Source organism: Blastococcus sp. SYSU DS1021 (assembly GCF_054050995.1).
Genome location: NZ_JBJHAL010000014.1, coordinates 14,600 through 27,718, shown reverse-complemented (window position 1 = coordinate 27,718; position 13,119 = coordinate 14,600). Strand labels below are relative to the sequence as shown.

Sequence of the window (13,119 nt, the reverse complement as noted above, 5' to 3'; positions counted from 1 at the left end):
ATCAGGTCACCTGATCGTCAGGGGTCCTGGCTCACCGTCGACGCTGAGCCAGGACCCCGCGCGGTGAGCCAGGACGGCGCGTCGGCCCGTCCGCTGCGTCGCTCGGCCGCTCGGGTGATGCCGCGCAGCATGCCGCCGAAGACGAAGCCGTGGAAGAGGGCGACCGCCCACCAGTACAGGTGCCCGGCCAGTCCGCGCGGGGCGAAGGTCGCCCGCTGGCGCAGGGTCGTACCGCCCGCGGCCGGGTCGTGTTCCACGTGGAACTCCAGCCAGGCGAGCCCGGGCAGCCGCATCTCGGCGCGCAGCCGGAGCAGCCGGCCCTCCTCGCGCTCCTCGACCCGCCAGAAGTCCAGCGCATCGCCGACGTAGAGCTCGTCGGGGTCGCGCCGTCCCCGCCGCAGACCCACCCCACCGACCGCCCGGTCCAGCCAGCCGCGGACCCGCCAGGCCAGCGGCCAGGAGTACCAGCCGGCGTCCCCGCCGATGCCCTCCACCACCTGCCACACGGTCTCGGCCGGAGCGGTCGTGGGCCGTACCCGCTCGTCGACGTAGAGGCTGCCCCCCGCCCAGTCCGGGTCGGTCGGCAGCGGGTCGGAGGGCGCGCCGGGGACCGACGCCGACGCCCAGCGGGTCACGACGTCGGAGTCGTGCACCCGCTGGATGGCCAGCCGCACCGCCTCGTCGAAGCCGAGCAGCCCCTCCGGCGGATCGGGCACGTAGCGGGCGATGTCGTGCTCGGTCGCGACGACGGTGTTGCGCAGCGACTCGACCAGCGGGCGCGCGATGGACGCGGGCACCGGCGTGATGAGGCCGACCCAGTGGCTGGACAGCGACGGGGTGAAGATCGGCACCGGCAGGATGCGCCGCCGCGGCAGCCCCGCGACCCGGGCGTAGCGACGCATCATCGTGGCGTAGTCCATGACGTCGGGGCCGCCGATGTCGAAGCAGCGGTGCACGTCGGCCGGCAGCCGGCCGCAGGCGACGAGGTACCGCAGCACGTCGCGGATCGCGATCGGCTGGATCCGGCTGTGCACCCACCGGGGCGTGACCATCACCGGCAACCGCTCGGTCAGGTGCCGCAGCATCTCGAAGGACGCCGACCCCGAGCCCAGGACGACGGCGGCGCGCAGCACCACCGTCGGCACGCCGGAACCGAGCAGGATCGCCGCGACCTCGGCCCGGGAGCGCAGGTGCGGGGAGAGCTCCTCGTCAGCCGGCGCCATCCCGCCCAGGTAGACCAGCCGGCCGACGCCGGCCGCGCGCACCGCCGCGGCCATCACCGTCGCGGTGTGCCGGTCGGCCGCCTCGAACTCCGGCCCGGTCCCCAGCGCGTGGATCAGGTAGTAGACGACGTCGACCCCGGCGCACGCCGCTGCGACCGACGGCGCGTCCCCCGCGTCGGCGCGCACGATCTCCACGTCCCCGGCCCACGGGTGGTCCCGCAGCCGCTCCGGCGAGCGGCTCATGACCCGCACGCGGTGGCCGGCGGCGAGGAGCGCGGGCACGAGGCGGCCCCCCACGTAGCCCGTGGCTCCGGTGACGAGGCAGGTGAGGGGTGGGCCGGACTGGTCGTTGCCGGGGGCGGCGGGTGGTGCCATACGGCCGAGTCTGCGGCCCCTCCGACGGCCGCGCGCGGCACGGAACCGGCCAGCGTCGCCCTGACGGCGTGTCGGGGTGGGGGCCAAGCAGGATGGTGGCGGAGCTCCCGCGAGAGGCGCAGACACGGCGTGAGGGCGTGCACGACGCTGTTCCTGTCACACCTCGCGGTATCGTGGGAGACGAAAACCGCCAGCAACCGGCTGAGCGCCCGCCTGCGCCGTCGAGCCCCCCGCACCGGCTGGGGCCGCGATGCGCCGGTTGCTCGAGAGGAAGGCCCCACGTGGTCGCAGCACCCCAGACCGAGTCCGCATACTCGGGCAGCTCCATCACCGTCCTCGAGGGTCTCGAGGCGGTGCGCAAGCGCCCCGGCATGTACATCGGCTCGACCGGCGAGCGCGGCCTGCACCACATGGTGTGGGAGGTCGTGGACAACGCCGTCGACGAGGCCCTGGCCGGCTACTGCGACACCGTCCGGGTGACCCTGCTGGCCGACGGCGGCGTCCGGGTCGAGGACAACGGCCGCGGCATCCCGGTGGACATGCACCCGGTCGAGAAGCGGCCCACCGTCGAGGTGATCATGACCGTCCTGCACGCGGGCGGGAAGTTCGACGGGAAGAGCTACGGCGTCTCCGGTGGTCTGCACGGCGTCGGCGTCACCGTCGTCAACGCGCTGTCCACGAGGCTCGACGTGCGTGTCTGGACCCACGGCAAGGAGTGGTTCCAGGAGTACGCGGAGGCCAAGCCCGGTCCGCTGCAGGAGATCGGTCCCACGAAGAAGCGCGGCACCGCGATCACCTTCTGGGCCGACCCGACGATCTTCGAGACGACGACGTACTCGTTCGACACGATCAGCCGGCGCCTGCAGGAGATGGCCTTCCTGAACAAGGGCCTGACCATCGTGGTGCGCGACGAGCGCCCCGGTCACGGCAAGGCCGAGACCGGCATCGGCGAGGAGTCGCTGGCCGAGGCGGCCGCGCCGGTCGCGGGCGAGGAGGAGGCGTTCGAGCCGACCGAGGTCACCTACCGGTACGACGGCGGCCTGGTCGACTACGTGGCCTACATCAACCGGCGCAAGACGCCGATCCACAAGTCGGTCATCGGCTTCTCCGCCGACGGCGTGGGCAAGAACGACACCGCGATGTCGGTGGAGATCGCGATGCAGTGGTCCGACGCCTACTCAGAGTCGGTGCACACCTTCGCGAACATCATCAACACCCACGAGGGCGGCACCCACGAGGAGGGTTTCCGCGCGGCGCTCACCTCCATCGTGAACAGGTACGCGGTGGAGAAGAAGCTCCTCAAGGAGAAGGACGACAAGCTCACCGGGGACGACATCCGCGAGGGCCTGGCGGCGATCGTCTCGGTCAAGCTCGGCGACCCGCAGTTCGAGGGCCAGACGAAGACCAAGCTCGGGAACACCGAGGTCAAGGGCTTCGTGCAGCGGGTGTGCAACGAGCAGATCGGCCACTGGTTCGAGGCCAACCCGACCGAGGCCAAGACGATCATCACCAAGGCGGCCTCCGCGGCTCGCGCCCGCCGCGCGGCGCAGGACGCCCGCAAGCTGGCTCGCAAGAGCCTGCTGTCGGTGAGCGGGCTGCCCGGCAAGCTGGCCGACTGCCGCTCCACCGACCCGCGCAACTCCGAGGTCTACATCGTCGAGGGCGACTCGGCCGGCGGCTCGGCGAAGTCCGGCCGCGACTCGATGTACCAGGCGATCCTGCCCATCCGCGGCAAGATCATCAACGTCGAGAAGGCGCGCATCGACCGGGTGCTCAAGAACACCGAGGTCCAGTCGATGATCACCGCCTTCGGCACCGGCATCCACGACGAGTTCGACATCTCGAAGCTCCGGTACCACAAGATCGTGCTGATGGCCGACGCCGACGTCGACGGCCAGCACATCAGCACCCTGCTGCTGACGCTGCTGTTCCGCTTCATGCGGCCGCTGGTCGAGGGCCAGTACGTCTACCTGGCCAAGCCCCCGCTCTACAAGATCAAGTGGGGCGGCAAGATCGGCGACGAGTACGCCTACAGCGACAAGGAGCGCGACGCGGTCGTGAAGGCCGGCGTGGAGAACGGCCGCAAGATCAAGGACGAGATGATCCAGCGGTTCAAGGGGCTCGGTGAGATGAACGCCAGCGAGCTCTGGGAGACCACGATGAACCCCGAGACCCGGATCCTCCGCCAGGTCACCCTCGAGGACGCCGCAGCCGCGGACGAGATCTTCAGCGTGCTCATGGGCGAGGACGTCGAGGCGCGGCGCAGCTTCATCACCCGCAACGCCAAGGACGTCCGCTTCCTCGACGTCTGAGGCCCCGTCCCGGGTCCCGCCCTGAGCTCGCGAAGGGTGGGAGGACGGGGTCCTTTAACGGTCGACTTGGCCTTTTGTCCACCCCTGTGCACCGACCTGTGGAGATCTGAACCGTGACGGAGACCCCACCCCGCGACCGCGTCGAAGCGGTCGACCTCCAGCAGGAGATGCAGCGCAGCTACATCGACTACGCGATGAGCGTGATCGTGGGCCGCGCGCTGCCCGAGGTGCGCGACGGCCTCAAGCCGGTGCACCGGCGCGTGCTGTTCGCCATGTACGACCAGGGCTTCCGCCCCGACCGCGGGTACGTCAAGTGCGCCCGCCCCGTCGCCGAGGTGATGGGTAACTACCACCCGCACGGTGACTCGGCGATCTACGACGCCCTCGTGCGGCTGGCCCAGCCCTGGTCGATGCGCTACCCGCTGATCGACGGGCAGGGCAACTTCGGCTCCCCGGGTAACGACCCGGCGGCCGCGATGCGGTACACCGAGTGCCGGCTCACGCCGCTGGCGATGGAGATGCTGGCCGGCATCGACGAGGAGACCGTCGACTTCCAGGGCAACTACGACGGCCGCACCGAAGAGCCCGTCGTCCTGCCCTCGCGCATCCCGAACCTGCTGATCAACGGCTCGGCCGGGATCGCGGTCGGCATGGCCACCAACATGCCCCCGCACAACCTGCGCGAGGTGGCCCAGGCGGTCTTCTGGATGCTCGACCACCCCGAGGCGGAGGCCGAGGAGGCCCTGACCGCGTGCATGGAGCGGATCAAGGGCCCCGACTTCCCGACCCACGGCCTGATCGTCGGCCGCGAGGGCATCGAGGACGCGTACCGCACCGGCCGTGGCTCCGTGCGGATGCGCGCCGTCGTCACCGTCGAGGAGGACAGCCGCGGGCGGGTGCAGCTGGTCGTCACCGAGCTGCCCTACCAGGTCAACCCCGACAACCTCGCCGAGGCGATCGCCGAGGGCGTCCGCGAAGGCCGCCTGCAGGGCATCAGCGAGATCGCCGACGAGTCCAGCGACCGGGTCGGCCGCCGGCTCGTCATCACGCTGCGCCGCGACGCCGTTGCCAAGGTCGTGCTGAACAACCTCTACAAGCACACCCAGCTGCAGACGTCCTTCGGCTGCAACATGCTCTCCATCGTCGACGGCGTCCCGCGCACGCTGCGCCTCGACGAGCTGGTGCGCAACTGGGTGCTGCACCAGATCGAGGTCATCCAGCGGCGCACCCGCTACCGGCTGCGCAAGGCCGAGGAGCGCGCGCACATCCTGCGCGGTTACGCCAAGGCGCTGGACCAGCTGGACGCCGTCATCGCCCTCATCCGGAGCAGCGAGTCGGCCGACGCCGCGCGCACCGGCCTGATGGAGCTGCTCGACGTCGACGAGATCCAGGCCGTCTCGATCCTCGACCTGCAGCTGCGCCGGCTCGCCGCGCTGGAGCGGCAGCGGATCCTCGACGAGCTCGCCGAGATCGAGGCCCGGATCGCCGACCTGCAGGCCATCCTCGAGTCCCCCGAGCGGCAGCGGCAGATCGTCCGTGACGAGCTGGCCGAGATCGTCGAGAAGTACGGCGACGACCGGCGCACCCAGTTCGTCGCCAACGAGGGTGACGTCTCGATGGAGGACCTCATCGCCGAGGAGGAGGTCGTCGTCACCATCACCCGCACCGGGTACGCCAAGCGCACGAAGAGCGACCTCTACCGGTCGCAGCGCCGGGGCGGCAAGGGCGTCATGGGCGCGCAGCTGAAGCAGGACGACATCGTCGACCACTTCTTCGTCGGCTCCACCCACGACTGGATCCTGTTCTTCACGAACAAGGGCCGGGTCTACCGGGCGAAGGCCTACGAGCTGCCGGAGGCCAACCGGACCGCCCGCGGTGCGCACGTAGCGAACATCCTCGCGTTCCAGCCGGACGAGAAGATCGCCCAGGTCATGCAGATCAAGGACTACACGGTCGCGCCGTACCTGGTGCTCGCCACCGCGAAGGGCCAGGTCAAGAAGACCCGGCTGACCGACTTCGACTCCCCGCGCCAGGGTGGCGTGATCGCCATCAACCTGCGCGACGGCGACGAACTGGTCGGCGCCGCGCTGATCGGCCCCGACCAGGACCTGCTGCTGGTCACCCGCAAGGCGATGTCGATCCGCTTCAAGGCCGACGACGCCGCGCTGCGTCCGATGGGCCGGGCGACCGAGGGCGTGCGCGGCATCTCGCTGGCCGACGACGACCGGCTGCTGTCGATGATCGTCGCGCAGGAGGGGGTGGACGTCCTCGTCGCCACGGAGCGCGGCTTCGCCAAGCGCACCGGCATCGAGAACTACCCGAACCAGGGCCGGGGCGGCAAGGGCGTGCTCACCGCCGACCCGAAGGCCCGCAAGGGGGCCCTGGTGGGGGCGCTGGCCGTGACCCTCGGCGACGAGCTGTACGCGATCACCTCCGGGGGTGGCGTGATCCGGACGCCGGTCAACGGCGTGCGCCACAACAAGGATCGGGCCACGATGGGTGTCAAGCTGATGAACTTGCCGGAGGACGTCTCCATCGTGGCGATCGCGCGTACGACGGACAACGACGAGCCCTCGGCCTAGGGTGAGTAGCTAGGCACGCAGGAGACTGCGGCTCCGCGGCGGTCACGAGCCGTCGCGGAGCCCGGGACCGAAGGAGCGGCACAGCCGCTGCGGAACGGGAGACAGGCATGAGCGACCGGACGGACGGTTCGGTGCGCACCGACTCCCGGGCCGGGGACGGAAGCGCGGCGGAGGGCACGCCCACCCACGGCAACCCCGCCCCCACGCAGTCCATCCCCGCGACCGGCAGTCAGCGGGTCCAGTCCCCTGGCACCGGGGCGGCCCCGGTGGTCCCGCAGCCGCTGGCCCCGGACACCGGTTCCTCCCCGGCGCAGCCCGGGTCGACTCAGCAGGGCTCGGCGCCGAAGGGCTCGACTCAGCAGGGCTCGGCGCCGCAGGCCTCGGCGCAGCAGGCTGCGACACAGCAGGGTCCGGCGCCGCAGGGCTCGACGCCGCAGGCGCAGGCTTCCGGCGCGGAGCCGCCCGCGGGCGCCCCGGACGGCGCAGCCGGTCCGGTCGGCGTCAGCGTCGGGGGAGCCCGCTCCGGTCGGGGCAAGGCCGGCCGTGGCCCCCGCCGGGCCCGGCTCCAGATCCGCCACATCGACACCTGGTCGGCGCTGAAGATCTCGCTGATGCTGTCGATCGCCCTCTTCTTCATCTGGATGGTGGCGGTCGGCCTGCTCTACATGGTGCTCGGCGGGCTGGGCGTCTTCGACGCGGTGAACGACCTCTTCGGGCAGATCGGCAGCGCCTCGGGGAACGAGTCCTCCGGGGACGTCGTGACGATCGGAGTCGTGTTCTGGGGCGCGGCGCTCATCGGCGCCATCAACGTCGTCCTGCTCACCGCGCTGTGCACCGTCGGCACGTTCATCTACAACCTCTGCTCCGACCTGGTCGGGGGGCTCGAGGTCACGCTCTCCGAGCGCGACTGAGCACTCCGTCCTCATCCGGAGGACGCCGCGGCCAGGTGCCGTTCCCCGGTCGGGCGGAGCGTGTCCGTCGTCCCTGCGCGGACCCTCCGGGCCTATTCGGGACGACCGGGCAGGCGCGCTGTAGGGGTTCATCTCGCGCTCTGGTGGGCCTGCAGGGTCCCGGGAGCACGGACAACACCCCCAGAGCGCGGGCCGGCGCGGGGGAAGCGGGGGTCCAGGGGCCGGCGCAGGGCCCGAGTTCGCCGAAGGCGGGCCCGTGAGCCGGCGCGGACGGGGGAGCACTCCGTGCGAGTGGGCCCCCTGCAGGGAGCGCTCCAGGGGTCAGGTACGCTTTTCGAGGTTCACGGGCCTGTAGCTCAGGCGGTTAGAGCGCATCCCTGATAAGGATGAGGCCGGAGGTTCAAGTCCTCCCAGGCCCACCCGTGCATCGGAGCCTCACGGTTCCGAGTGACCCGCACGTCGCCCCCGCGGCGAGCGAAGCGCCCGAGGAGGTTCTCCGCGTGCTGAAGAAGCTGGCGCTCGCCGCCGCTGCGGCCGGTGCACTCGCCGCCGTCCGGAAGCGGTCGGCCGGCCGCACCGAGGCCGACCTCTGGCGCGAGGCGACGAGCGGTCCGGGCGCGGTCAGCACGCCCACCCGCTGAACCACCGGCCGACCACGGCCGCCCGGGGACGTAGCTCAATTGGCAGAGCACCGCCTTTGCAAGGCGGGGGTTAGGGGTTCGATTCCCCTCGTCTCCACCCCTGGCGCCAGCCCGGCGTCCTGGCTCCACGTGAAACCGGCCCCGCGACACCCGGCCGGCACGGCGGTGGGAGAGTGGAGCCGTGACTGAATCGACTCCCGCCCGCCGCGCGGTCCTGCACACCAACCACGGCGACATCACCGTGGACCTCTTCCCCGACCACGCCCCCAAGACGGTCGCCAACTTCGCCGACCTCGCCGAGGGCGCCCGCGAGTGGACGCACCCCGCGACCCGCGAGAAGACGACGGACAAGCTCTACGACGGCACGATCTTCCACCGGATCATCCCCGGCTTCATGATCCAGGGCGGCGACCCGCTCGGTCAGGGCATCGGCGGTCCGGGCTACCAGTTCGGCGACGAGATCCACCCCGACTTGGCCTTCACCAAGCCCTACCTGCTGGCCATGGCCAACGCGGGCCCGGGCACGAACGGCTCGCAGTTCTTCATCACCGTGGCCCCCACCACGTGGCTGACCGGCAAGCACACGATCTTCGGTGAGGTCGCCGACCAGCCCAGCCGCGAGGTCGTCGACCGGATCGCCGCCGTGCCCACCGGCCGCAACGACCGCCCCGTCGAGGACGTGGTGATCGAGTCCGTCGAGGTGCAGCGCAGCTGAGCACGGAACCGCACGGCGGGGGCGCGGCCGACCAGCCGCCGCCCCCGCCGCCGGCCTGCTACCGGCATCCCGAGCGGCCCACGGGCATCTCGTGCGCGCGGTGCGGCCGGCCCATCTGCCCCGACTGCATGATCCCGGCGTCGGTGGGCTTCCAGTGCCCGGAGTGCGTGCGCGCGGGCGCTGCCTCGGTCCGCGCCCCCCGGCGCACCTCCGGCGTCTCCGCCGCGGCGTCGCGCTGGGGCAGCGTCACGCTGACGCTGATCGCGGTCAACGTCGTCATGTTCCTGGTGACGGCGGTCTCGGCCGGCCTGGTCGGCAACGCCCCGCTGGAGAACTACCGCTCCCCGGTGTTCACCGCCCTGTCCCAGTACCCGCTGCTGGTGGAGCTGGGGGAGCCGTGGCGGCTGCTGACGGCCACCTTCCTGCACATCGGCCTGGTGCACCTGGTGCTCAACATGCTGGCCCTGCTGATCTTCGGCTCCGAGCTGGAGCGCCAGCTCGGCCGCCTGCGGTTCCTGGCGCTCTATTTCGTGTCGGCGCTGGGCGGCTCCACGGCCATCCAGCTGTTCGGGGACTTCACCCGGCCGGTCGCAGGCGCCTCGACGGCCATCTACGGCCTCCTGGGGGCCCTGGGCGTCCTCATGGTGCTGCGTCGGCAGGACGTGCGCGGCATCCTCGTGCTGCTGGGGATCAACATCTTCATCAGCTTCCTGCCCGGGGTCTCGCTCCTGGGCCACCTGGGCGGCCTCGTCACCGGCGCGGCCGTTGCCGCCCTGTTCGTCGGCACACGGCGGAGGACGGCGGTCCAGGCGATCGGCATCGGGCTGCTGGCCGTGCTCCTGGTCGCGCTGGCCCTCGGCGTCTCCCACGTCGGGGCGGCCTGACCACGACGGCGCCGGCGCAGCGGCGGCCCGGCGGCCCGGCGGTCCGCGAGATCACGTCGCCGGGCCGCCCCGTGGGTGCAGCTGCGCCAGCTCGCCGGCCACCGTCGCGGGGTCCGCGCCCAGGTCCCACCGGCCCAGGATGACGAGCACCCCGTCGTCGTCGCCCGCGGCAGGTGCCTCCAGCTCCAGGGTGCGCACCGTCGTCCCCCAGCGGCGGGCGCTGCGCACGTGCACGCGCAGCAGCCCCCACGGGAGCACGCGGGTGCCGGTCAGCGTGCGCACCGTCACGCCGTCGGGGCCGGTGGCCAGCCGAGGCCGCAGCAGCGCCTCGCGAGCGGCGAGCCCGAGCAGCAGCAGGGCCGCGCCGCCCACCAGCAGCCGGCCGGGCGCATCCAGCAGCAGGGTGGCCGCCCCGAGCAGCGCGGCGCCCGCTGCGAGGACCGCCGGGACGTAGGCCGGAGGGGACCAGTGCACGCCGCCAGCCTGCCAGGGGTGACGTGGAACATACGATCGCGGCGGGGTGGCCGGTCCCGGCCGCGCCGGATCGTCGTCGACGAGGAGTGGGTCCATGCGTGATGCCGTCATCTGTGCCGCCGTCCGTACACCGGTGGGGAAGCGCGGGGGAGGGCTGTCCGGCGTGCACGCGGTCGACCTCTCCGCGCACGTGCTCAACGCACTCGCCGAGCGCTCGGGGATCGACCCGGCCGTCGTCGAGGACGTCTTCTGGGGCTGCGTGAGCCAGGTCGGGGAGCAGACGTTCAACATCGGCCGCAACGCACCCCTGGCCGCCGGCTGGCCCGAGTCGGTGCCCGGCACCACGATCGACCGGCAGTGCGGGTCCTCGCAGCAGGCCGTCGCCTTCGCCGCGGCCACGGTCATCAGCGGCCAGGCCGACGTCGTCGTCGCCGGCGGCGTGGAGTCGATGAGCCGGGTGCCCATGGGGTCGGCCCGGGCGGACGGCATCGCTGGCAAGCCACTGGGCCCGCGCTTCCTCGAGCGGTACGACGGCGTCTACCCCAACCAGGGCATCGGCGCCGAGATGATCGCCGAGCGCTGGGGCTTCTCCCGCACCCAGCTCGACGAGTTCGCCCTGGCCTCCCACGAGAAGGCGGCGAAGGCGCAGGCCGACGGCGCCTTCGACGAGGAGATCGCCCCGGTCACCCTCGACGACGGCACGGTGGTCAGCGCCGACGAGGGCATCCGGCCCGGCGGCACCCTGGAGAAGCTGGCCTCGCTGAAGACCCCGTTCAAGGAGGACGGGGTGATCAGCGCTGGCAACGCCAGCCAGATCTCCGACGGCTCGGCGGCACTGCTGGTGACCACCAGCGAGAAGGCGCGCGCGCTGGGGCTGCGGCCCCTCGTGCGCATCCACACGACGGTGATGGCCGGTGACGACCCGGTGATCATGCTGACCGCGCCGATCCCGGCGACGCAGAAGGTGCTGGCGCGCTCCGGCCTGTCGGTCGACGACATCGGCGTGTTCGAGGTCAACGAGGCGTTCGCCCCGGTCCCCCTGGCCTGGATGGCCGACACCGGGGCCGACGCCGGCCGGCTGAACCCCCTCGGTGGTGCGATCGCGCTGGGCCACCCGCTGGGTGGCTCGGGCGCCCGCATCATGACCACGCTCGTCCACCACATGCAGGCCACGGGCACCCGCTACGGCCTGCAGACGATGTGCGAGGGCGGCGGCACGGCCAACGCGACGATCCTGGAGCTGCTCGACGCCTGACCGGTCCCACCTCTGCGCCGATCCCGGTGCCTCCGCGCCAGCCCCCGGCCCTCCGGCTGGGGGCTGGCGTCGTCCCGGGCTGGTGGTCGTCCACCGCCGGGACCGCTGTCCGTGCTCGGCCGGTGACGTCCGGTGACCCGGACGGGTCCGTCCAGAGAGCGCCCCGACCGGGTGTATGCGCAGGTCAGGGCGGGTACGACCGCCGCACGGTCGGCGTCGGTGACGCACGGACATGTCGACTCGTCCACAGCTGAGTACACAGCTGGGGACAGACTCACACGTCTGTAGTTACGCCGTTGGACGTCCTGTCACACGAGCACCATCGGTAGAGAAACCGCAGGTCAGGCGCGTTCCCGCCCGCGCGCTCCCTCCACACTCGGTGGACAAGCCTGGGGGCGGGGCGCCATGTCGACCTGTGGACGGAGCCGATGGCTGTGCACAGCGTCCACATGGCGGCCGGAAGTGCTCCACGACGACCGAGGCCCCCGTCCCTGGTGGGGGACGGGGGCCTCGAACGGGGCCTCGCGGGCGCGGGACCGGTCGGTCCGCTATCGCCAGCGCATCGACATGATCAGACCGGCCACCATGACGCCGAAGCCGATGGCGAAGTTCCACGCCGACAGCGAGACCATCAGGGGGATCCGGTCGCCGGCCACGTAGTAGACGACGATCCAGAGCAGCCCCAGCAGCATGAGGGTCACCATCACCGGCGCGTACCAGCGCGGGCTGGGCTGCAACGCCTTCGACTGCGTGCCCCGGGAACGGAGCACGTCCTCCGGCGGCGTGTACACCGACTTCTTGCGCACCTTCGACTTGGGCACGTGCCTACTCCCTCCCGGGGGCCGGGCTCGTCCTCCCCGACCGGAAACTGTCACCCAGACTAAACTTCGGAACGACGTCGGCACCGGTGCCTCACCCGTACGCGCCGACGTCGGTCCCGGCCGGAGGAGGTGCCCGTGGCCCGCTGGTCGTCGTCCGGACACCGCGTGTCGCCCTGGAGCGCGCTCGTGCCCGTGGTCGCTCTCGCGGCCGGGCTGCTCTTCGCCACGTCGGGCCGGACCGCTCAGGGCAACGACCTGCGCGCCGGTGAGGTCACCCAGCTCTCCCAGCTGGTGGAGGAGCGCGACGCCGCGGTGGCCCGGCAGGAACGCCAGCTGGCCGAGCTGCAGGAGCAGGTGCAGCGGCTCACCGAGCAGGTCGCGAGCCGGGACGGCGCCGTCGCCGAGGCTCAGGCCCGCGGCGAGGCCGGCGCCGAGGCTGCGGGCCTGACACCGGTCGCGGGCGCGGGGGTGGTCATCACCCTCGACGACGCGCCGCAGCGGTCCGACGGCACCCTGCCCAGCGGCGCCCGCCCCGACGACCTGGTCATCCACCAGAGCGACGTGCAGGCGGTCGTGAACGCCGTCTGGGCGGCCGGCGCCGACGGCGTGGCGATCATGGACCAGCGGCTCATCTCCACGAGCGCTGTGCGCTGCGTGGGGAACACCCTGCTGCTGCGCGGGCGCACCTACTCCCCGCCGTTCGTGGTCACCGCCGTCGTCGACGCCACCGCCGTGGAGGCGGCGCTGGACGCCTCGCCGCAGGTCGCGGTCTTCGAGCAGGCGGTCGCGGCCTTCGGCCTCACGTTCGAGGTACGCGAACGGCCCCAGGTGACGGTGCCCGCCTACGATGGCGGCCTCACGCTGCAGTACGCCACCGCCGACTGAACCGGCTGCCGTACTGCCGCTGTCCCGTGCCGCCGACCGCC

Annotated in this window: 11 protein-coding genes and 2 tRNA genes; 10 read left to right on the top strand and 3 right to left on the bottom strand. The window is 72.1% G+C overall.

What is annotated here, in order from left to right; genetic code table 11:
* Nucleotides 1-17: 17 nt before the first annotated feature.
* A complete protein-coding gene (locus ACI8AP_RS12055; protein ID WP_456589584.1) occupies nucleotides 18-1,598 on the bottom strand; it encodes an SDR family oxidoreductase in 1,581 nt (526 codons plus the stop codon).
* A 281-nt stretch (nucleotides 1,599-1,879) separates the two neighbouring features.
* On the opposite strand from ACI8AP_RS12055, the gene gyrB reads away from it, so the two are divergent.
* The 8 genes from gyrB to ACI8AP_RS12015 all read left to right on the top strand — a co-directional run bounded on the left by gyrB (nucleotide 1,880) and on the right by ACI8AP_RS12015 (nucleotide 9,643).
* Nucleotides 1,880-3,910, top strand: a complete 2,031-nt coding sequence (gene gyrB / locus ACI8AP_RS12050; protein ID WP_456589583.1) for a DNA topoisomerase (ATP-hydrolyzing) subunit B — start codon at nucleotides 1,880-1,882, stop codon at nucleotides 3,908-3,910.
* A 113-nt stretch (nucleotides 3,911-4,023) separates the two neighbouring features.
* Nucleotides 4,024-6,492: a DNA gyrase subunit A gene (gene gyrA / locus ACI8AP_RS12045; protein WP_456589582.1), complete on the top strand. Its 2,469-nt coding sequence runs from the start codon at nucleotides 4,024-4,026 to the stop codon at nucleotides 6,490-6,492.
* A gap of 107 nt (nucleotides 6,493-6,599) precedes the next feature.
* Nucleotides 6,600-7,403, top strand: coding sequence for a DUF3566 domain-containing protein (locus ACI8AP_RS12040; RefSeq protein ID WP_456589581.1), 804 nt, complete (start codon nucleotides 6,600-6,602; stop codon nucleotides 7,401-7,403).
* Nucleotides 7,404-7,748: 345 nt separating this feature from the next.
* A tRNA-Ile gene (locus ACI8AP_RS12035) sits at nucleotides 7,749-7,822 on the top strand.
* An 81-nt stretch (nucleotides 7,823-7,903) separates the two neighbouring features.
* A complete protein-coding gene (locus ACI8AP_RS12030) occupies nucleotides 7,904-8,044 on the top strand; it encodes a DLW-39 family protein (RefSeq protein WP_456589580.1) in 141 nt (46 codons plus the stop codon).
* A gap of 24 nt (nucleotides 8,045-8,068) precedes the next feature.
* Nucleotides 8,069-8,141: transfer RNA gene (locus ACI8AP_RS12025), tRNA-Ala, on the top strand.
* Nucleotides 8,142-8,225: 84 nt separating this feature from the next.
* Nucleotides 8,226-8,759: a peptidylprolyl isomerase gene (locus tag ACI8AP_RS12020; RefSeq protein WP_456589579.1), complete on the top strand. Its 534-nt coding sequence runs from the start codon at nucleotides 8,226-8,228 to the stop codon at nucleotides 8,757-8,759.
* A 128-nt stretch (nucleotides 8,760-8,887) separates the two neighbouring features.
* Complete coding sequence (locus ACI8AP_RS12015) at nucleotides 8,888-9,643, top strand: rhomboid family intramembrane serine protease (protein WP_456589578.1); 756 nt, start codon at nucleotides 8,888-8,890, stop codon at nucleotides 9,641-9,643.
* A 51-nt stretch (nucleotides 9,644-9,694) separates the two neighbouring features.
* On the opposite strand, the gene ACI8AP_RS12010 is transcribed toward ACI8AP_RS12015, so the two are convergent.
* The gene (locus tag ACI8AP_RS12010) at nucleotides 9,695-10,117 is read right to left on the bottom strand and encodes a PH domain-containing protein (RefSeq protein ID WP_456589577.1); all 423 of its coding nucleotides are present in this window, start codon (nucleotides 10,115-10,117) and stop codon (nucleotides 9,695-9,697) included.
* 94 nt (nucleotides 10,118-10,211) lie between these two features.
* Between ACI8AP_RS12010 and ACI8AP_RS12005 the strand changes: the two genes are divergently transcribed.
* Nucleotides 10,212-11,372 carry a thiolase family protein gene (locus ACI8AP_RS12005; protein ID WP_456589576.1) on the top strand — a complete coding sequence of 387 codons (1,161 nt, stop codon included), beginning with the start codon at nucleotides 10,212-10,214 and terminating at the stop codon, nucleotides 11,370-11,372.
* Between the two features lie 548 nt (nucleotides 11,373-11,920).
* On the opposite strand, the gene crgA is transcribed toward ACI8AP_RS12005, so the two are convergent.
* Entirely contained in the window at nucleotides 11,921-12,193 is a 273-nt protein-coding gene (gene crgA / locus ACI8AP_RS12000) for a cell division protein CrgA (RefSeq protein ID WP_456589575.1), read from the bottom strand.
* A 186-nt stretch (nucleotides 12,194-12,379) separates the two neighbouring features.
* Here crgA and ACI8AP_RS11995 point away from each other — a divergent pair, with 186 nt between their 5' ends.
* Nucleotides 12,380-13,078 (top strand): DUF881 domain-containing protein, encoded by a 699-nt coding sequence (locus ACI8AP_RS11995; protein WP_456589574.1) that lies wholly within the window; start codon nucleotides 12,380-12,382, stop codon nucleotides 13,076-13,078.
* The last annotated feature ends 41 nt before the right edge of the window (nucleotides 13,079-13,119 follow it).

Excerpts from the sequence above, each read along its gene's own strand:
- ACI8AP_RS12005 (WP_456589576.1), top strand. The coding sequence starts at position 10,212 with ATGCGTGATGCCGTCATCTGTGCCGCCGTCCGTACACCGGTGGGGAAG.
- ACI8AP_RS12015 (WP_456589578.1), top strand. The coding sequence starts at position 8,888 with ATGATCCCGGCGTCGGTGGGCTTCCAGTGCCCGGAGTGCGTGCGCGCG.
- ACI8AP_RS12040 (WP_456589581.1), top strand. The coding sequence starts at position 6,600 with ATGAGCGACCGGACGGACGGTTCGGTGCGCACCGACTCCCGGGCCGGG.
- ACI8AP_RS12055 (WP_456589584.1), bottom strand. The coding sequence starts at position 1,598 with ATGGCACCACCCGCCGCCCCCGGCAACGACCAGTCCGGCCCACCCCTC.